Source organism: Streptomyces sp. NPDC032721 (assembly GCF_055579625.1).
Genome location: NZ_JBVIMX010000026.1, coordinates 24,028 through 41,287 on the forward strand (window position 1 = coordinate 24,028; position 17,260 = coordinate 41,287).

General features: G+C 72.5%; 14 protein-coding genes. 10 read left to right on the top strand and 4 right to left on the bottom strand.

Annotated elements, in window-relative coordinates:
- The first annotated feature begins 54 nt into the window (after window positions 1-54).
- The 5 genes from pheS (at window position 55) to ACZ5PB_RS37845 (ending at window position 7,376) form a co-directional block, all read left to right on the top strand.
- Window positions 55-1,185 (top strand): phenylalanine--tRNA ligase subunit alpha, encoded by a 1,131-nt coding sequence (gene pheS, locus ACZ5PB_RS37825; protein ID WP_468697648.1) that lies wholly within the window; start codon window positions 55-57, stop codon window positions 1,183-1,185.
- Entirely contained in the window at window positions 1,185-3,713 is a 2,529-nt protein-coding gene (pheT, locus tag ACZ5PB_RS37830) for a phenylalanine--tRNA ligase subunit beta (RefSeq protein WP_468697649.1), read from the top strand. The genes pheS and pheT overlap by 1 nt, the downstream gene beginning before the upstream one ends.
- Window positions 3,714-3,939: 226 nt before the next feature.
- A complete protein-coding gene (locus ACZ5PB_RS37835) occupies window positions 3,940-5,046 on the top strand; it encodes a PP2C family protein-serine/threonine phosphatase (RefSeq protein WP_468697650.1) in 1,107 nt (368 codons plus the stop codon).
- Between the two features lie 313 nt (window positions 5,047-5,359).
- On the top strand, window positions 5,360-6,712 hold the full coding sequence (locus ACZ5PB_RS37840) for a transcriptional regulator (protein WP_468697652.1): 1,353 nt from the start codon (window positions 5,360-5,362) through the stop codon (window positions 6,710-6,712).
- A gap of 133 nt (window positions 6,713-6,845) precedes the next feature.
- On the top strand, window positions 6,846-7,376 hold the full coding sequence (locus ACZ5PB_RS37845) for an NUDIX hydrolase (protein ID WP_384357507.1): 531 nt from the start codon (window positions 6,846-6,848) through the stop codon (window positions 7,374-7,376).
- 25 nt (window positions 7,377-7,401) lie between these two features.
- Here the strand turns inward: ACZ5PB_RS37845 and ACZ5PB_RS37850 are convergent, their stop codons facing one another.
- A complete protein-coding gene (locus ACZ5PB_RS37850; protein ID WP_468697653.1) occupies window positions 7,402-7,659 on the bottom strand; it encodes a hypothetical protein in 258 nt (85 codons plus the stop codon).
- Between the two features lie 200 nt (window positions 7,660-7,859).
- Complete coding sequence (locus tag ACZ5PB_RS37855) at window positions 7,860-8,720, bottom strand: 3-hydroxybutyryl-CoA dehydrogenase (RefSeq protein ID WP_468697655.1); 861 nt, start codon at window positions 8,718-8,720, stop codon at window positions 7,860-7,862.
- A 193-nt stretch (window positions 8,721-8,913) separates the two neighbouring features.
- Here ACZ5PB_RS37855 and ACZ5PB_RS37860 point away from each other — a divergent pair, with 193 nt between their 5' ends.
- Complete coding sequence (locus tag ACZ5PB_RS37860; protein WP_468697656.1) at window positions 8,914-10,134, top strand: glycoside hydrolase family 10-like protein; 1,221 nt, start codon at window positions 8,914-8,916, stop codon at window positions 10,132-10,134.
- A gap of 71 nt (window positions 10,135-10,205) precedes the next feature.
- Window positions 10,206-10,607, top strand: a complete 402-nt coding sequence (locus ACZ5PB_RS37865; RefSeq protein ID WP_468697658.1) for a barstar family protein — start codon at window positions 10,206-10,208, stop codon at window positions 10,605-10,607.
- Here the strand turns inward: ACZ5PB_RS37865 and ACZ5PB_RS37870 are convergent.
- Window positions 10,597-12,084: an aminotransferase-like domain-containing protein gene (locus ACZ5PB_RS37870; RefSeq protein ID WP_468697659.1), complete on the bottom strand. Its 1,488-nt coding sequence runs from the start codon at window positions 12,082-12,084 to the stop codon at window positions 10,597-10,599. The genes ACZ5PB_RS37865 and ACZ5PB_RS37870 overlap by 11 nt on opposite strands.
- Between ACZ5PB_RS37870 and ACZ5PB_RS37875 the strand changes: the two genes are divergently transcribed.
- Together ACZ5PB_RS37875 and ACZ5PB_RS37880 are read left to right on the top strand one after the other, a co-directional pair.
- The gene (locus tag ACZ5PB_RS37875; protein WP_468697662.1) at window positions 12,083-13,081 is read left to right on the top strand and encodes a DMT family transporter; all 999 of its coding nucleotides are present in this window, start codon (window positions 12,083-12,085) and stop codon (window positions 13,079-13,081) included. The genes ACZ5PB_RS37870 and ACZ5PB_RS37875 overlap by 2 nt on opposite strands.
- A 94-nt stretch (window positions 13,082-13,175) precedes the next feature.
- Window positions 13,176-13,370 carry a DUF1918 domain-containing protein gene (locus ACZ5PB_RS37880; RefSeq protein WP_468697664.1) on the top strand — a complete coding sequence of 65 codons (195 nt, stop codon included), beginning with the start codon at window positions 13,176-13,178 and terminating at the stop codon, window positions 13,368-13,370.
- A gap of 22 nt (window positions 13,371-13,392) precedes the next feature.
- Here the strand turns inward: ACZ5PB_RS37880 and ACZ5PB_RS37885 are convergent, their stop codons facing one another.
- Window positions 13,393-14,907: a glycosyltransferase family 39 protein gene (locus ACZ5PB_RS37885; protein ID WP_468697665.1), complete on the bottom strand. Its 1,515-nt coding sequence runs from the start codon at window positions 14,905-14,907 to the stop codon at window positions 13,393-13,395.
- A gap of 201 nt (window positions 14,908-15,108) precedes the next feature.
- Between ACZ5PB_RS37885 and ACZ5PB_RS37890 the strand changes: the two genes are divergently transcribed.
- A complete protein-coding gene (locus ACZ5PB_RS37890; RefSeq protein ID WP_468697666.1) occupies window positions 15,109-17,193 on the top strand; it encodes a GNAT family N-acetyltransferase in 2,085 nt (694 codons plus the stop codon).
- Window positions 17,194-17,260 lie beyond the last annotated feature (67 nt).

Below are 17,260 nucleotides of genomic sequence, written 5' to 3' on the forward strand. Positions count from 1 at the left end.
TCCTCACACGTGTCGAGCGGGGCCGCCCACCAGCCATCGGAAGTACGGGAAGAGATGTCCGCACCCAATAAGTCGTACGACCCTGTCGAGGTCGAGGCGCTGAAACCCGAAGAGATCGAGCGCATGCGGGACGAGGCGCTGGCCGCCTTCGAGGCCGCCGCCGACCTCGACGCGCTGACGCACGCCAAGACCGCGCACACGGGGCCCACCTCGCCGCTGTCCCTCGCCAACCGCGAGATCGGCGCGCTCCCGCCCCAGGCCAAGGCCGAGGCGGGCAAGCGCGTCGGCATGGCCCGCGGCGCCGTCAACAAGGCCCTCGCGGCCCGGCTGACGGTCCTGGAGGCCGAGCGCGACGAGCGCGTACTGGTCGAGGAGGCCGTCGATGTCACGCTGCCGTACGACCGCGTCCCGGCCGGCGCCCGCCACCCGCTGACCACCCTCATGGAGCGCGTCGCCGACGTCTTCGTGGCGATGGGCTACGAGGTCGCCGAGGGCCCCGAGGTCGAGGCGGAGTGGTTCAACTTCGACGCCCTGAACTTCGTGCCGGACCACCCGGCCCGGCAGATGCAGGACACCTTCTTCGTGCAGGGCAAGGACGGCGCGAAGAACGACGAGTCCGGTGTCGTGCTGCGCACCCACACCTCCCCGGTGCAGGCGCGCGCGCTCCTTGAGCGCCGTGAGCCGCCGGTGTACGTGGTGTGCCCCGGCCGCGTGTACCGCACCGACGAGCTGGACGCCACGCACACCCCGGTCTTCCACCAGATCGAGCTGCTGGCCGTCGACGAGGGCCTGACGATGGCGGACCTGAAGGGCACCCTGGACCACATGGTCCAGGCACTCTTCGGCGAGGGCATGAAGACCCGGCTTCGCCCGAACTACTTCCCCTTCACCGAGCCGTCCGCCGAGATGGACATGGTCTGCTACGTCTGCCGCGGCGAGTCCGTGGGCAACCCGGACCGGCCGTGCCGCACCTGCGGCAGCGAGGGCTGGATCGAGCTGGGCGGCTGCGGCATGGTCAACCCCAAGGTGCTGACCGCCTGCGGCGTCGACCCGGAGAAGTACAGCGGGTTCGCCTTCGGCTTCGGCATCGAGCGGATGCTGATGTTCCGGCACAACGTGGAAGACATGCGAGACATGGTCGAGGGTGACGTGCGTTTCACTCGGCCCTTCGGGATGGAGATCTGATGCGGGTCCCGCTTTCCTGGCTGCGGGAGTACGTCGATCTCCCCGCCACCGAGACCGGCCGTGACGTACAGGCCAAGCTGGTGTCCGCAGGACTTGAGGTCGAGACGGTCGAACAGACCGGCGCCGGCCTCAAGGGCCCGCTGGTCGTCGGCCAGGTCCTCACCATCGAGGAGCTGGAGGGCTTCAAGAAGCCGATCCGCTTCTGCACGGTCAACGTCGGCACCGCCAACGGCACCGGCGAGCCGCAGGAGATCGTCTGCGGCGCCCGGAACTTCGCCGTCGGCGACAAGGTCGTCGTGGTCCTCCCGGGCGCGGTGCTGCCCGGCGACTTCGCGATCGCCGCGCGCAAGACGTACGGCAAGACCTCGCACGGCATGATCTGCTCCGGTGACGAGCTGGGCATGGGCGACGACGGCACCGGCGGCATCATCGTGCTGCCGATGGAGTACGAGCCCGGCACCGACGCCATCGAGCTCCTTGAGCTCGTCGACGAGGTGCTCGACATCGCGGTCACCCCCGACCGGGGTTACGCCCTGTCGATGCGCGGCATCGCCCGCGAGGTGGCCACCGCCTACGGCCTGCCGCTGCGCGACCCGGCACTCCTCGACGTCCCGGCGCCGAACTCGTACGGCTACCCGGTGAAGATCAGCGACCCGCAGGGCTGCGACCGCTTCACCGCCCGTACGGTCACCGGCCTGGACCCCGAGGCCCGCTCGCCGATCTGGATGCAGCGCCGTCTGCAGAAGGCCGGCATGCGCCCGATCTCGCTGGCCGTCGACATCACCAACTACGTGATGCTGGAGCTCGGCCAGCCGCTGCACGCCTACGACCGCACCCGCATCCAGGGCGCCATCGGCGTCCGGCGCGCGGAGCAGGGCGAGAAGTTCACCACGCTCGACGGCGTCAAGCGCACCCTCGACGCCGAGGACCTGGTCATCACCGACGACCGCGGGCCGATCGGCCTGGCGGGCGTCATGGGCGGTGCCAACACCGAGGTCGCCGACGTCGAGACCGACGCCGAGACCGGTGAGGTCAAGGGGACGACCGAGGTCGTCGTCGAGGCCGCGCACTTCGACGCGCTGACCATCGCCCGCGCCTCGCGCCGCCACAAGCTCACCTCCGAGGCGTCCAAGCGCTTCGAGCGCGGTGTCGACCCGCAGGCCGCGTCCGCCGCCGCCCAGCGGACCGTCGACCTGCTGGTGCTGCTCGCGGGCGGCACCGCCGAGGCCGGGGTCACCGAGGTCATCGCGCCCTCCGCGCCCCGCTCCATCGCCATGAGGGCCGACCACCCGGACCGCGTCGCGGGCGTCGCCTACGGCCGCGAGACCGTGGTGCGCCGCCTCCAGCAGGTCGGCTGCGACGTCTACGGGCAGGACGACCTGACGGTCACCGTGCCGTCCTGGCGCCCCGACCTGGCGTTCCCCAACGACCTGGCCGAGGAGGTCATCCGGCTGGAGGGGTACGAGAACCTGCCCTCCACGCTGCCGACCCCGCCGTCCGGCCGGGGCCTCACCGAGCGCCAGCGGCTGTTCCGCCGGGTCGGCCGGGCGCTCGCCGGGGCCGGTTACGTCGAGGCCCTGAACTACCCGTTCGTCGGGGACGCCTCCTTCGACCAGCTCCAGCTGGCCGCCGACGACGTACGCCGCAACACCGTCAAGCTGGTCAACCCGCTCGCCGACACCGAGCCCGCGCTCCGTACGACGCTGCTGCCGGGCCTGCTCGGCGCGCTGCGCCGCAACGACGGCCGGGGCAGCCACGACCTGGCGCTCTTCGAGACCGGTCTGGTCTTCCGGCCCACCGGCGAGGAGACCAAGGCCGTACGGCTGCCGGTCGACCGCCGTCCCACGGACGAGGAGATCGCGGGCCTCAACGCCTCGCTGCCCGCCCAGCCCCGGCACGCCGCCGTCGTCCTCGCGGGCGCCCGCGAGCAGGCCGGCTGGTGGGGCAAGGGCCGCCCGGCCGACTGGGCCGACGCCATCGAGGCAGCCCGCTCGCTGGCCCGCGAGGCCGGCGTCGAGCTGCTGGTCGCCGGTGCGGTCAACGAGCCCTGGCACCCGGGCCGTTGCGCCGCCCTGTCGGTCGTCGTCGACGGCACGGAGCAGGTCATCGGGTACGCCGGTGAACTGCACCCGCGCGTCGTGAAGGCGATGCACCTCCCGGAGCGCACCTGCGCGATGGAGATCGACCTGGACGTACTGGAGAAGGCCGGTCGGGGCGTGCTGCAGGCACCCCGGATCTCCACCTTCCCGGTCGCCACCCAGGACGTGGCCCTGGTCGTCGACGCGGCCGTCACCGCGCACGCCGTCGAGGGCTGGCTGCGCCGGGGCGCGGGCGAACTCCTGGAGGACATCCGGCTGTTCGACGTGTTCGCCGGTGAGCAGCTCGGCGAGGGCAAGAAGTCGCTCGCCTTCGCGCTGCGCTTCCGGGCCGCCGACCGCACGCTGACCGTCGAGGAGGCCACGGCCGCCCGCGACGCGGCGGTGGCACTCGCCGCCGAGCACACCGGGGCGGTGCTGCGCGGGGCGTAACACCCGTACACACTCCTTCGCGCACGTCCTGCGGGGCGGTCAACGAGGCAGTGCGCAACCGCTGTTGAGCGTGTTGCCGAGGGGCACATCCGGGACACGGGTGTGCCCCTCACTCATTTGAGTGAGATGTGCGGGCGATGTACCTATCCGGGCGCGAACGCAGAACAGAATCATTCCGGCCGACCGGGCCGCAGAAGATGGCGAAGCTCAGAGGGGGCCGTCCGGAATGATCCGTTACAGGGCGGGGAAGGTGGCGGAGCGGGCGGGCAAGTGCGTCCGTCGCCGCGCCCGGCCCGTCCGGTGCGTGAACCGGATCGTGCTCCTCGGCCTCTGGCTCGCCCTCGTCACCGGCTGGGCGATGCTCTGCCCCCGGTCCGACGACGACGGAATCGTCCCTGACCTCGTCACCTGCCTCGGCTTCCTGCTGGCCCTCGCCGGGCTGGCACTGGGCGTGCGGCGCGGACCGCTGCGCGAGCTGCGCCGGGTCACCGAGGTCGCCCGCGCCGCCCAGGACGTACTGCTGCGCCCGCTGCCCGCCCGCCTCGACGGACTCGCGCTCGCCGCGGGCCGGCTCTCCGCCAGCGAAGGGGCGACCGTCGGCGGGGACCTGTACGAGGTGATGGCGACCGTGCACGGGGTGCGGGTGGTCATCGGGGACGTACGGGGACACGGCCTGCCCGCGATCGGCGCGGTCGCCGCCCTGCTCGGCAGCTTCCGCGAGGCCGCCCACGACGAGCCCGAACTGGGCGGTGTGATGCGACGGTTGGAGCGCGCCCTCCAGCGGCACCTGCGCGAGCGCGCCCGCGACGAACACCCCTCGTCGGGCGGGGCGGAGCCGGACAGCCCGCTGGCCGAGGAGTTCGTCACCGTACTGCTCCTCGAAATCCAGCAGGACGGCGAGGTGCTGGCCCTCAACTGCGGTCACCCGTGGCCCTACCGGCTCCTGCGCGAGGCTGAGCAGGTGGCCGGCGGGGAGCCACTGCCGCCGCTGGGACCCTTCCCGCTCCCGGCCGAACTGCCGGTCCACAGCTGCGTACGACTGCTGCCGGGGGAGCTCCTGGTGCTGCACACCGACGGCGCCGAGGACGCCAGGGACGCGGCCGGGGAGTTCTTCTCGCTGCGCGACGCGCTCGGCAGGGCCGCCGTGCACCCGCTGACGCCCGCCGCGATCGTCGAGCGGGTCCAGGACGCCCTGCTCGGGCACACCGGCGGGCGGGTCTGCGACGACGTGGCGCTGGTGGTGCTGCGCAACGACCGGCTGCGCGTCCCCGCCCAGCCCGGCGAACAGGGCTCGGTGTCCCGCCGGCCACGCCCCGAACCGTCCCGCCGGTAGACAGTTGCCGCCGGGTTCCGGCCTGCCGACGGGAGGGCCTGTTCGGTCCGGGGCGCGGCAGCGGCTGCCGTCCGCCCTGCCCGGGGGGATGTCGGGCAGACAGAGCAGGGCGGACGGGGGTGGGAACGGGCCGCCGCACTTGTGGAGGGGGAGCCGACGGCCCGGCCGCCTCTTGCGAGGCAGTTCAGTCAACCGATTCGGCGGCCGGGGCGGGAGCGGGTGAAGGAGATGGATCCGGGCATTCCGTTCACCCCCCGTGTGAATGCGCCGGTACTACGCTGTTCAGGACTTCAGTCAGCCGGAGGCGCTTTCCATGCAGCCCAATGCACTCCTCGACGCTCTGCTGGACGAGGCAGGGATCTCCCAGGCCGGACTGGCCGCACACGTCAACCAGGCAGGGAAGAAACGGGGGTTGGCGCTGCGCTACGACCACACGGCGGTCCGCCGGTGGCTCAAGGGGCAGCGTCCGCGCGGTCAGGCACCCGACCTGATCTGCGAGGTGCTCAGCAGCAGGCTGCACCGGCAGGTGGCCCTCGATGACATCGGACTGGGCGGATTCCGGGGCGAGTTGGTTACGCCGAGCAGCAGTTCCTCCTCCACCCTCTCCGGGTTCGTGGAGCGCGCCACCGCACTGTGGCGCTCCGACGAACAGCAGCGCCCGCACGTCCTCGGCGCGCCCGCCGTCACGGGCACGCCGGCCGTGATGCCGGTCTGGGAGTGGGAGAACCCGCCCGAGGACAGTGATGTCTCCCGGTCCGGGCAGACCCATGTGAACCTCTCGGACATCGAGGCGCTCAAGGGTGCCCGGGCACATTACGAGCAGATGTACCGCAAGGCCGGCGGCATCGCGACCCGCTCACGCATCGTCGGCTTCCTCAACTCCGAGACCGCCCCGCTGCTGCGCGGCGGCTACAACGACGCGACGGGCCGTCAACTGCACCGGGCCACCGGCGGGTTGGTGGCTATCGCGGGAATCTGCGCCTACGACTCCGACGCGCAGGGCCTGGCCCAGCGCTACTTCCACCAGGCACTGCGGCTCGCCAAGGCCAGCTGCGACCGGGGGCTCGGCGCGTACGTCATCGCCCTGCTGGTGAACCAGTCGCTGTTCATGCGGGAGTACCGGCAGGCGGTCGCCTTCGCCGAGGCCGCGCTGCGCACGGCGGGACGCGAGATCACCCCGGCGCTGGCCGCCGACCTGTACGCGATGCAGGCCAAGTCGTATGCCCACCTCGGCGACGGGACGAGCGCGCTGGCGTGCATCAGGCGGGCCGAGAAGGCCGCGAGCCGCATCCGCCCCGGCCACGAGCCCGACGAGACCGGCTACGTACAACCCGGCCTGGTCAACGTGCAGGTGGCGGAGGCGCTGCTCAGCATGGGGGACCTGTCGACCGCGCGGGAGCACGCGGCGGCGGCGGTCGACACCCGCGCACACGACCGCGGCCGGGTGCACCGGCTCGCGATCCTCACCCATGTCGAACTGCGGCAGGGCGAGGCCGACCGGGCCGTGGCCACCGCGGTCGAGATGGCCGAGCAGGCGCGGGGCATGGAGTCCCAGCGACTGAGAGACCGGCTGCGGGCCGTGCGCGAGCATCTGGCGGCCAGCGGTTGTGCCCAGGCCGACGAGGCGGCCGAAATGATCGACGGGGCGCTGCGCATCCCCTTGTAGTTCCGCTGTGGTTCCGCTCTGCGAGGGTTTGCGCACTCCGCTGTAGAGATCCGTCAGGCGCCGGTTCCCCCGGCGTGCCCCTGCTGCGATGTTGCCATCTACGTGCATCAAATTGCCGGAAGGTGGCAGAACCGTGCAGTGGACGAACCTAAACGAACAAACTGTGTATGAGAACCCGTGGTTCCGGGTCAATCTCGCGGACGTCGAACTCCCCAACGGCCGACACCTGGACCACTTCCTCATCCGCCTGCGCGCGGTCGCCGTCGCGACGGCCGTCAACGAGGCGAACGAGGTGCTGATGCTCTGGCGCCACCGCTTCATCACCGACAGCTGGGGCTGGGAACTGGCCGCCGGTGTGGTCGAGGACGGCGAGGACGTCGAGGAGGCCGCGGCCCGTGAGATGGAGGAGGAGACGGGGTGGCGCCCGGGGCCCCTGCGCCACCTGCTCACCGTCGAACCGTCCAACGGCCTCACCGACGCCCGCCACCACCTCTACTGGGCGGAGGGAGCCACGTACACCGGCTACCCGCAGGACGACTTCGAGTCCTCCCGCCGTGAGTGGATACCGCTCAAACTGATCCCCGACATGATCGCCAGGGGAGAGGTGCCGGCCGCCAACATGGCGGCCGGGCTGCTGATGCTGCACCATCTGCGGCTGGGCTGAGGCAAGTTGAGGGGCCGGGCACGCCCTAACGCCCGATGGCCTGCCAGACGGCGACGGCGAGCGCACCGAGAGCGGTGAGCGCCGCCACCGCGGGCAGCGGCCAGCGGGAGTGCTCCAGGGCGCTGACGCGGGCGACCAGATCGGCGAGGTCCTTGTCGTTCTGGTCGTCGCGCAGCGTCTGTACGGCAAGCCGTCCCTCGATGTGGGCCAGCCCCACGTCGAGGCGGCGGCGCACATCGGAGAGTTCTTCTACGACCACGCTCTGCTCGGGGTCGGTGGTCACGATGTCCGCTCCTTCACGGGAGAGTCGACTCTGTTCCTGTGACGGTGAGTCAACTCCCTTTGCCCATAAGGCGGGAGCGTGTGTACGGGGCATATGCGAGCACACCCCGCACACCGCGCGCGCCCCCGCACACTCCGTGCGAATCAGGAGTGCGGGGGGCGCGGCGAGGGTGCGTGACGCTCTGTCGGCCGTACGCGGTCTCAGCCGTACGGGTAGAAGCCCGAGCCCGTCTTGCGGCCGAGCCGGCCCGCGTCGACCATCCGCTGGAGCAGCGGCGGAGCGGAGTACAGCGGCTCCTTGAACTCGTCGTACATCGAGTCGGCCACCGAGGCGACGGTGTCCAGACCGATCAGGTCCGCCAGCTTCAGCGGGCCCATCGGGTGGGCGCAGCCCAGCTCCATGCCGTTGTCGATGTCCTCGCGCGAGGCGATGCCCGACTCGAACATCCGGATCGCCGAGAGCAGGTACGGGATGAGCAGCGCGTTCACCACGAAGCCCGAGCGGTCCTGGGCGCGGATGGCGTGCTTGCCGAGGATCTTCTCCACCATGGCGTGCGCCCGGCTGATGGTGCCCTCGGAGGTGGTGAGGGCGGGGATTAGCTCGACCAGCTTCTGCACCGGTGCCGGGTTGAAGAAGTGGATGCCGATGACCGCGTCCGGACGGGACGTGGCGACGGCCAGCTTCACCAGCGGGATGGAGGAGGTGTTGGAGGCCAGGATGGCGTCCGGGCGGGTCACGACCTGGTCCAGGACCTGGAAGATCTCCGTCTTGACCTGCTCGTTCTCGACGACGGCCTCGATGACGAGGTCACGGTCGGCGAACTCGCCGAGGTCGGTGGTGAAGCTCAGGCGGGCCAGCGTCGCGTCGCGCTCCTCCTCGGAGATCTTGCCGCGCTCGGCAGCCTTCGAGAGGGAGTTGTACAGGCGCGTCCGGCCGATCTCCAGCGCCTCGCCCGTGGTCTCGGCGACCTTGACCTCAAGGCCGCTGCGGGCGCACACCTCCGCGATGCCGGCGCCCATCTGGCCGCAGCCCACCACTCCGACGCGTTCGATGTCGGTCACATCGTGCCTTTCGCTTCTACGGTCGAGCTCGACGTCAAGCTCTCGGAATTCTCGCCCGCGGGGCCCGCCCGGTGTCTGGGTCCGGCCCCGCCACGAACCCCCGACGTTACTCCCAGCTTGCGCGGTGATGGCGGGAGGGGCGGGCATGCTGTCCGGAAACACCGGGCCTGACGGACACAGTGAGGGGCATTTTGTGGGACATGTCGCACGAAGGAGGCTTCTGGCGGGCGCGGCCGGAGTGCTCTCCGCGATGACCCTGACGGGAAGCGCGGCGGCCGGCGCGCGAGGGGCCGGCGGGCCGGGCCGCGCGACGGACCTGCGGGGCATGTGGATCTCCACCGTGGCCAACCGGGACTGGCCGTCCCGCAAGGGGCTCAGCGCCGACGAACAACGCGCTGAGCTGCTGGTTCACCTGGACACCGCGGTACGTACGAAGCTCAATGCGGTGATCCTCCAGGTCCGCCCGACCGCCGACGCGCTGTGGCCCTCCCCGTACGAGCCGTGGGCGGAATGCCTCACCGGCGAACAGGGCCGCGACCCCGGCTGGGACCCCCTGGGCACGGCCGTCGAGGAGGCCCACCGGCGCGGCCTGGAGCTGCACGCCTGGTTCAACCCGTACCGGGTGGCGAATCACACAGACCCCTCCAGGCTCTCCGCCACCCACCCGGCCCGCCTGCATCCGGAGTGGATCATCCCGTACGGCGGAAAGCTCTACTACCACCCCGGCCTGCCGGAGGTCCGCCGCTTCGTCCAGGACGCGATGCTGGACGCGGTGCGCCGCTACGACGTGGACGCCGTCCACTGGGACGACTACTTCTACCCGTACCCGGTGGCCGGGGAGACCTTCGACGACGCGGCCGCCCACGCGGCGTACGGAGCGGACTTCGCGGACGTCGGTGACTGGCGCCGCCACACCACGGAGCTCCTGGTACGGGAGACCGGCGACCGCCTCCGCGAGCTCCGCCCGGGCGTGCGCTTTGGGATCAGCCCCTTCGGCGTGTGGCGCAACGCCGCCAAGGACCCGGAGGGATCGCGGACCAGGGCGGGCGTCGGCACGTACGACGACCTGTACGCGGACACCCGGAAGTGGGTGCGGGAGGGCCGGATCGACTACATCTGCCCCCAGCTCTACTGGAACATCGGCCTCCCGGAGGCGGACTACGCGGAGCTGGCCCGGTGGTGGGCGGGGACGGTGCGCGGCACCGGCGTCGACCTGTACCTGGGTGAGGCCCTCTACAAGGCGGGCGACCCCGCCCAGCCCGCGGCCTGGCAGGACCCGGCGGAACTCTCCCGGCACCTGACCCTCGCCAAGGGCCTTCCCGAGGTCGGCGGCCATGTCTTCTTCGCGGCGCGCGAGGTGGCGGCGGACCGGACCGGGGCGATGAAGAGGGTGGTGCGGGACCACTACGCGTAGCGGAGCGGCCGAAGGGGCGCAGGTGCCGCCCGGGGAGGCGGAGAGCGGGGGCCGTGGCGGAGAATGGCCGAATGAGCGAACAGTGGGCGCAGGCTTCCGGGTCCGGGGCGTGGGCGGGGCTCGACCCGGAGGGCCGGAGGGAGTGGCTCGACGCCGTGCGGGTGCGGCACTTCGCCGGGCAGGAGGCGGGACCGGACGCCCCGGCCGGAAGGACCTACGTCCTCGACGGCCGGCACGTCACCGACCGCGCCGCGCTCTTCCTCGCACTCGGCGAAGCGGTCAACGGCCCCGGCGGCTACTTCGGGGCCACGCTCGACGCCCTCAACGACTGCCTGCGCGGCGGCTTCGGCGCGACCGCTCCCTTCACCCTCGTCTGGCAGGACTCCGACACCGCGCGCGACCATCTGATGGCCTACTTCGACTCCACCCTCGACGTTCTCGCGGAGCACGGGGTCGACGTCCTCATGGGCTGAGCGCCCGGGAGACGCCGGCCGGTGCGCAGGGGCCGGCCGTGCCGAACCCCAGTTCCGCGCACGCCGTGCGCAGCCTCCGTACCCCCTCCGTGATCTCCGCCGTGCTCGCCACCGCCGCGAAGCTCAGCCGCAGGTGACCGGCGGGCGGTTCGGCGCTGAAGTAGGGGCGGCCGGGGGCGACCGCCACCCCGGCCCGCAGCGCGGCCGAGACCACGGCGTTCTCGTCGGTGCCGTCGGGCAGCCGCAACCACAGGTGGTAGCCCCCGGACGGGACGTGCGGCAGCGCGAGCCCCGGCAGGCTGCCGCGGAGCGCGGCGGCGAGGGTGTCCCTGCGGACCCTCAACTCGGCTGCCACGGTACGGAGATGGCGCGGCCAGGCGGGGGAGCCGACCAGCTCCGTCGCCGCCTCCTGGAGGGGGCGCGGCACGAAGAAGTTCTCCACCACCTGGATGGCGCGCAGCCGCTCCAGGACCGGACCGCGTGCGGCCAGCGCGCTGACGCGGAAGCTGGGCGAGGTGGCCTTGGTGAGCGAGCAGACGTGCACCACGACCCCGTCGTGGTCGTCGGTGGCCAGCGGGCGGGGCAGCGGCCCCGCGTCGTCGTGCACCAGCCGCCGTACGAAGTCGTCCTCGACGACGAACGCGCCCGCCGCCCGCGCGATCCGCAGCACCTCGGGACGCCGCTCGGCGGACAGCACCGCACCGGTCGGGTTCTGGAACAGCGGCTGGCAGACGAAGACCCGCGCCCCGGTCGCCCGGAAGGCGGCCTCCAGGAGTTCCGGACGTACGCCATCCGTATCCATCGGCACCGGCACCGGACGCAGCCCGGCGGCCCGGGCGATGGCGAGCATTCCGGGGTACGTCGGCGACTCGACCAGCACCGGTGCGCCGGGCGGCGCGAGCGCGCGCAGCGTCGTGGTCAGCGCGCTCTGCCCGCCCGACGCGATCAGTACGTCGGCGGCGCCGATCGCTCCGCCGATGCCCCGGGCGAACCATTCGCGCAGCTCGGGGATGCCGTCGGTGGGCGGCCTGCCCCAGGCGCCCGGCCGCCGGCCGGCCCGGGCCAGGGCCGCGCCCATGGCCTGCTCGGGCTGGAGCGAGGCGTGCAGATAGCCCGCGTTGAACTCGATGACGCCCTCGGCGGGCCTGGCCAGGGTGACCAGCACGCCGGACGCGTCCACCGAACGCGGCACCGGATCCGACCCGCCGTCCGCGCTGAGCGTCACCTCCTGCCAGGAGGTGTCGCCGGGCGCCCGGGACGCGGCGGGCGCCTCGGCGCGGAAGGCCCCGGCGCCGGGCCGGGTCACGACCAGACCCTCGGCGGCCAGTCTGGCCAGGGCCCGGGAGACGGTGACGGGACTGACCCGATGGCGTTCCACCAGAGCGCGACTCGACGGCAGCTTTCCACCGGGGGAGTAGCGGTGGAGATCCGCCCGGAGCACTTCTGCCAGTTCAGTAACGCTGCTACGCTCATGCATGACAGCACAGAATAGCGCTACTCCCTCTCCTGCGATAGCAGTTGATGTCACGGTACCGATACCGGAAAGCGGATCGGGGGAGCCCGGCGGGACCGCGGAGCCCGGTGGATCCGGTCGGCCCGCCCGGTCCGGCGGGACCCCGGCCCGTAACGGCACCCTGCTCGCCGCCCTCGGCATCGTCGCCTTCTCGCTCACCTTCCCCGCCACCGCGTGGGGCCTCGACGGCTTCGGGCCGTGGACGCTCGTCGCGGTGCGCAGCGTGCTCGCCGCGCTCGTCGCGGGCAGCGCCCTGCTCGCCCTGCGGGTGCCGGTGCCGGAGCGCAGGCACTGGGGCGGTCTCGCCGTCGTGGGCATCGGCACCGTCCTTGGCTTCCCGATGCTGACCACGCTCGCCCTGGAGACCTCCACGACGTCCCACGCCGCCGTCGTGGTGGGCCTGCTGCCGCTCACCACCGCGGTCTTCTCGGCCGTACGCACCGGCAACCGCCCCTCACGCGCCTTCTGGGCGGCGGCACTTGCCGGCGCGGCCGTCGTCATCGGCTTTACGGTGCAGCAGAGCGGCGGCGCCCTCTCGACGAGCGACCTCTACCTCTTCGCCGCACTGCTGGTGTGCGCGGCCGGGTACACCGAGGGCGGCCGGCTGGCCAGGGTGATGCCCGGCTGGCACGTCATCGGCTGGGCGCTGATCATGTGCCTGCCGGTGGCACTGCCCGCCGCCGCGGTCGCGCTGGCGGTCGAGCCGCTGGAGTGGACGGTGCACGGGGTCGTCGGGCTGTTGTGGGTGGCTGTGGGGTCGCAGTTCCTCGGCCTGGTGGTCTGGTACCGGGGGATGGCGGACATCGGGGTCGCGAAGGCGAGCCAACTCCAGCTCGCGCAGCCGCTGTTGACCCTGGTGTGGTCGGTGCTGGTGCTGGGGGAGGTGCTGCCGGTGGCCGCGCCCGTCGCGGCGGTGGCGGTGCTGGTGTGCATCGCGGTCACCCAGCGGGTGCGGAGCTGATCCTAAGACGGGCGAGGAGGTACTTCCGGGTCTCAACTCACTTGCTCCGCCTTAGACTTGGCGCCTCAGAACCGACCTCGGGAGGTCAGGTCCGATGCGAGCGAACGTGGGAGACCAACTGCTGACGCACGGCAGGATCGTGGGGCAGCAGGACCGGGTCGCGGAGATTGTCGAGGTGCTGGGGCCGGACGGGACGCCGCCGTACCGCGTGCGGTTCGCGGACGGGCGGGAGACGGTGATGTCGCCGGGACCTGACTCCGTGGTGCGCAGGGTGCAGTCACAGGGGTAGCGGCAGACACGGGCGGCGGCCGTCAGTAGAAGTGCCGCAGCCGGGGCCACAGTTGGGACCAGGGAGCGGTCGTTCCCGCGCAGAGCAGGACGGCCGTGCCCTGTTCCTCGTTGTCGAGGTTCTCGCCGTTGTCGACGCGGGACACCTGCCGGCAGTCCCGGAAGAAGGCGCCGGGGCCGGTGCCGCTCTCGCGCTGGCGGAGCACCAGGACGCGGCCGGTCGCGGTGTCGGGGGGCGGGCCCCAGTCCGCGAAGCTCATGTGGCCCGAGTACGGGGCAGGCAGACCGCGCGCCGGGCCGTAGCGTACGAGAGCACCCGCCTGCCCGTAGTTCTGCGCGAAGACCACCGAAGCGGCGCGCTCGGCCGGCGGGATGTGCCGCCAGCCCGCCGCCACCGCGTCCGCCAGTTCGGGCCAGCCGACCTGCTCGCCCTGCTCCGGGTTGATCGAGCTGATGGGCCCCAGCGCGCTCGGCGGCAGCACCGGCAGCCCCACCGCCAGACTCATCGCGGCCGTCACCGCGACCGCCCCGGCGAGCAGCCCCCGCCGCACCCGCCGCGCCCCGCGCGCCAGCCACGCGCACGTCGGTGTGCAGCCCGCCGCGAGCAGCACCAGCAGCAACGGCAGCGCGTAGTACGGCTTCCCGCCCGTACCGATCACCTGCGCGCACAGCAGCGGATACGCCCACGCGACCGCCCGCGCCCATGCCACGTCAGGGCTCCGCCACAGCCGCAGCCAGCCCGCGACGCACACCGGAACGTACAGCGGCGAAAGGAAGAGCAGCTGCTGGGGTACGAACAGGACGCGGTTCTCGGAGCCGTCGTCGGCCACGATGCCGCCCGCCACCGTCAGTTGGGGCCAGCCGTGCTGCTCCTGCCACCACAGGTTCGGCCACGCGATGAGTACGGCGAGGGCGACGCCGACCCCCAGCCACGGGCTGCGCAGCAGTCTGCGCGGCCCGGCCACGGCGAACCCGCCGAGCAGGGCCGCCACCAGCATCGCCACCAGGTACTTGTTCTGCACGCCGATCCCGACGGCCGCACCGACCACCGCCCACCACCGGGGATCGCCGGACCGCAGCAGCCGCAGGAACAGCCAGCTGATCGCCAGCCACGCCACCAGGTCGTAGGTGGCCGTGGACACCATGTGCCCCACGGCCAGCACGAACGTCGAGGTCGCCGCACACGCGGCGGCCAGCGTCTGGGTCCGCCGGTCGCCGCCCAGCTCCCGGGCGACCAAAGTGACCAGCAGGATGAGCAGGACACAGGCGAGGGTCCCGGCGACCCGCAGCCCGGCCGGACTCTCCCCGAAGAGGGAGCTCGACGCCTTGGCGATCAACGGGGTCAGCGGCGGCTGGTCGACATAGCCCCAGTCCGGGTGGTCGCCCGCGACGAGGAAGTACAGCTCGTCACGGTGGTACCCGTACCGGCCGGACAGGCCGGTGAGGAGCGCGGCGGTGACGGCGCAGACGGTCAGGGCGGGGGCAGTGGCGAATGCGTGGAGCGGGCGGGATTCACCTTTGTCGTACTTGTCGTACACGGGGGGAGCCTATGGCCGATCGGACGGCACCAGAAGACGTCGTACCGCAACGAATCGGTCAACTCGGCTGGCGGGGGCGGGTGTTGTGCGGCGAGCTCCGCGGGGCGGCGCCCCCTGCGGCCTCCTGCGATCAATCGGCTGTCGCCCCAGCACCCCCTGCGGCTACCGTGACCTCCCCCGACACACGGAGATCCGCCCCGCATGCCAGCCCGCCCCACCGCCCCGCTCTTCCCCGCCCCGCTCCTCACCACCCCCCGCCTCGACCTCCTCCCGCTCTCCGCCGGTCACGCCGCCGAGATGGCCGAGGTCCTCGCCGATCCCGCGCTGCACATCTTCACCGGCGGCGAACCCCTCTGCGCGGACGCCCTCCGTGCGCGCTACGAGCGGCTTGAGCGGGGCGCCCCCGAGCCAGGCACCAGCTGGCTGAACTGGGTCGTCCGGCTGCGCGGCGAGGACCGGCTGACCGGGACCGTGCAGGCCACCGTCACCGGCGAAGTCGCCGAACTGGCCTGGGTGGTGGGCACCGGCTGGCAGGGCCGGGGCATCGCGACCGAAGCCGCCGCAGGACTGGCCGACTGGCTGGTCGGGCAGCCCGGTATCCGCGAACTGCGCGCCCACATCCACCCCGACCACCTGGCCTCACAGGCGGTCGCCCGCGTCATCGGACTCGCCCCGACCGACGAACGCCTCGACGGCGAGGTCCGCTGGACCCGCGCGCTGGAGCCCGCGTCCGCTTCCGCTGATGTCGATGCTGATGCCGATGCGCCCACCGTCCGCGTCCGCGACGGACTGCTGTGCGGGCTGCGGCCCGCACCCGGCCTCACCGCGTACCTCGGCATCCCCTACGCCGCCCCGCCCTTCGGCCCCCACCGGTTCCGCGCCCCGCAGCCCCCCGCGCCCTGGGACGGCGTACGGGACAGCACGGCCCACGGGCCCATCTCCCCGCAGTCGGCGGAGCTGCCAGGCGCCCCCTCCTGGGTGCCCGGCGACGAGGACGTACTCACCCTCAACATCTGGGCGCCGGAAGGCAGTTCGGGTTCACCCACCGGCTCGGAAGCAGGCCTGCCGGTCCTCGTGTGGATCCACGGCGGCGCCTACACCTTCGGCTCGTCCGCCCAGCCCGACTTCGACGGTACGGTGCTGGCCCGGGCCGGACTGGTCGTGGTGACCGTCAACTACCGCATCGGCTTCGAGGGGTTCGGCCACCTCCCCGACGGCGGCCCCGGCACCCCGTACCCGGAGAACCGCGGCCTCCTCGACCAGGCCGCCGCCCTGCGCTGGGTCCGTACGAACATCGCGGCCTTCGGCGGCGACCCGGAGCAGGTCACCGTCGCCGGACAGTCTGCCGGTGCCACCTCCGCCGTCAGCCTGATGCTGATGGAAGAGGCGCGCGGACTGTTCCGGCGCGTGATCGCGCACAGTGCCGTCGGACCCTGCTTCTCACCGGCCACCGCCGCCGAGAACACCCGCTGGATCGCCTCGGCCGCCGGAGTCCCCGCCACCACCGAGGGGCTGCTCTCCGCCTCCCCGCACGCCCTCGTCGCCGCCTCCGACCGGGTCTCCGCCACCCTCCACGGCGACCCCGGCTTCGGCGTCCGCCACCACAACGATGTCCTCTACGGACCGGTCGCCGACGGTACGGTCCTGCCCGCCGACCCTCTCGCCGCGCACGCCGTGGCCCCGGTCGCCGGCATCGACCTGCTGGTCTGCCACACCACCGAGGAGTACTGGCTGATGGACGCCGTCGGCCAGAGCGTCGAGGTCGTTTCGGAGGACCAACTGGAGTCGTTCCGCACCGACTTCGGCCTCCCTGCGGAGCTGGTCGACGGATACCGGGCGCGCATGCCGGGAGCCCCCGTCCAGGAGCTCTACCTCGCCCTCATCGGCGACCTGTTCTTCGCCGAGTACAGCAACCGCGTCGCCGACGCCCACGTCCGCGCCGGGGGCCGCACCTTCCACTCCCGCTTCGCCCGCCGCCGTACCGACGCCGAAGGCCGGGTCGTGGTGCGCGCCTGGCACTGCGCGGACATCCCCTTCGCCTTCGGCAACCACCGCGACCCCCGGCTGGAGTTCCTGATCGGGGGCCCGCCGGACCCCGCCGACGACGAGCTGGCAGGCCGACTGGTGCGCGCCTGGGCGGACTTCGCGGCGACGGGGGAGCCGGGCTGGTTGCCGTACGACCCGGACGACGAGGAGAAGACCGTACGGATCTGGGGCGCGCACGCGGCGAGCGGGCCGCCGCGCGGGCTGTGGAGCGGGGTGGACTACGACCCCCGGCTGAGGTGACCGGCGTGGGGCGGGGTTACCCCGGAGGTAATCGACCCCGCGCCGACTCCGGGAGATCGTGGGCGTG

What these genes read in the sequence shown, in the direction of transcription:
- pheS (WP_468697648.1), top strand. Translation starts at nt 55, where the DNA reads ATGTCCGCACCCAATAAGTCGTACGACCCTGTCGAGGTCGAGGCGCTG.
- pheT (WP_468697649.1), top strand. Translation starts at nt 1,185, where the DNA reads ATGCGGGTCCCGCTTTCCTGGCTGCGGGAGTACGTCGATCTCCCCGCC.
- ACZ5PB_RS37835 (WP_468697650.1), top strand. Translation starts at nt 3,940, where the DNA reads ATGATCCGTTACAGGGCGGGGAAGGTGGCGGAGCGGGCGGGCAAGTGC.
- ACZ5PB_RS37840 (WP_468697652.1), top strand. Translation starts at nt 5,360, where the DNA reads ATGCAGCCCAATGCACTCCTCGACGCTCTGCTGGACGAGGCAGGGATC.
- ACZ5PB_RS37865 (WP_468697658.1), top strand. Translation starts at nt 10,206, where the DNA reads ATGAGCGAACAGTGGGCGCAGGCTTCCGGGTCCGGGGCGTGGGCGGGG.
- ACZ5PB_RS37875 (WP_468697662.1), top strand. Translation starts at nt 12,083, where the DNA reads ATGACAGCACAGAATAGCGCTACTCCCTCTCCTGCGATAGCAGTTGAT.
- ACZ5PB_RS37870 (WP_468697659.1), bottom strand. Translation starts at nt 12,084, where the DNA reads ATGCATGAGCGTAGCAGCGTTACTGAACTGGCAGAAGTGCTCCGGGCG.
- ACZ5PB_RS37880 (WP_468697664.1), top strand. Translation starts at nt 13,176, where the DNA reads ATGCGAGCGAACGTGGGAGACCAACTGCTGACGCACGGCAGGATCGTG.
- ACZ5PB_RS37890 (WP_468697666.1), top strand. Translation starts at nt 15,109, where the DNA reads ATGCCAGCCCGCCCCACCGCCCCGCTCTTCCCCGCCCCGCTCCTCACC.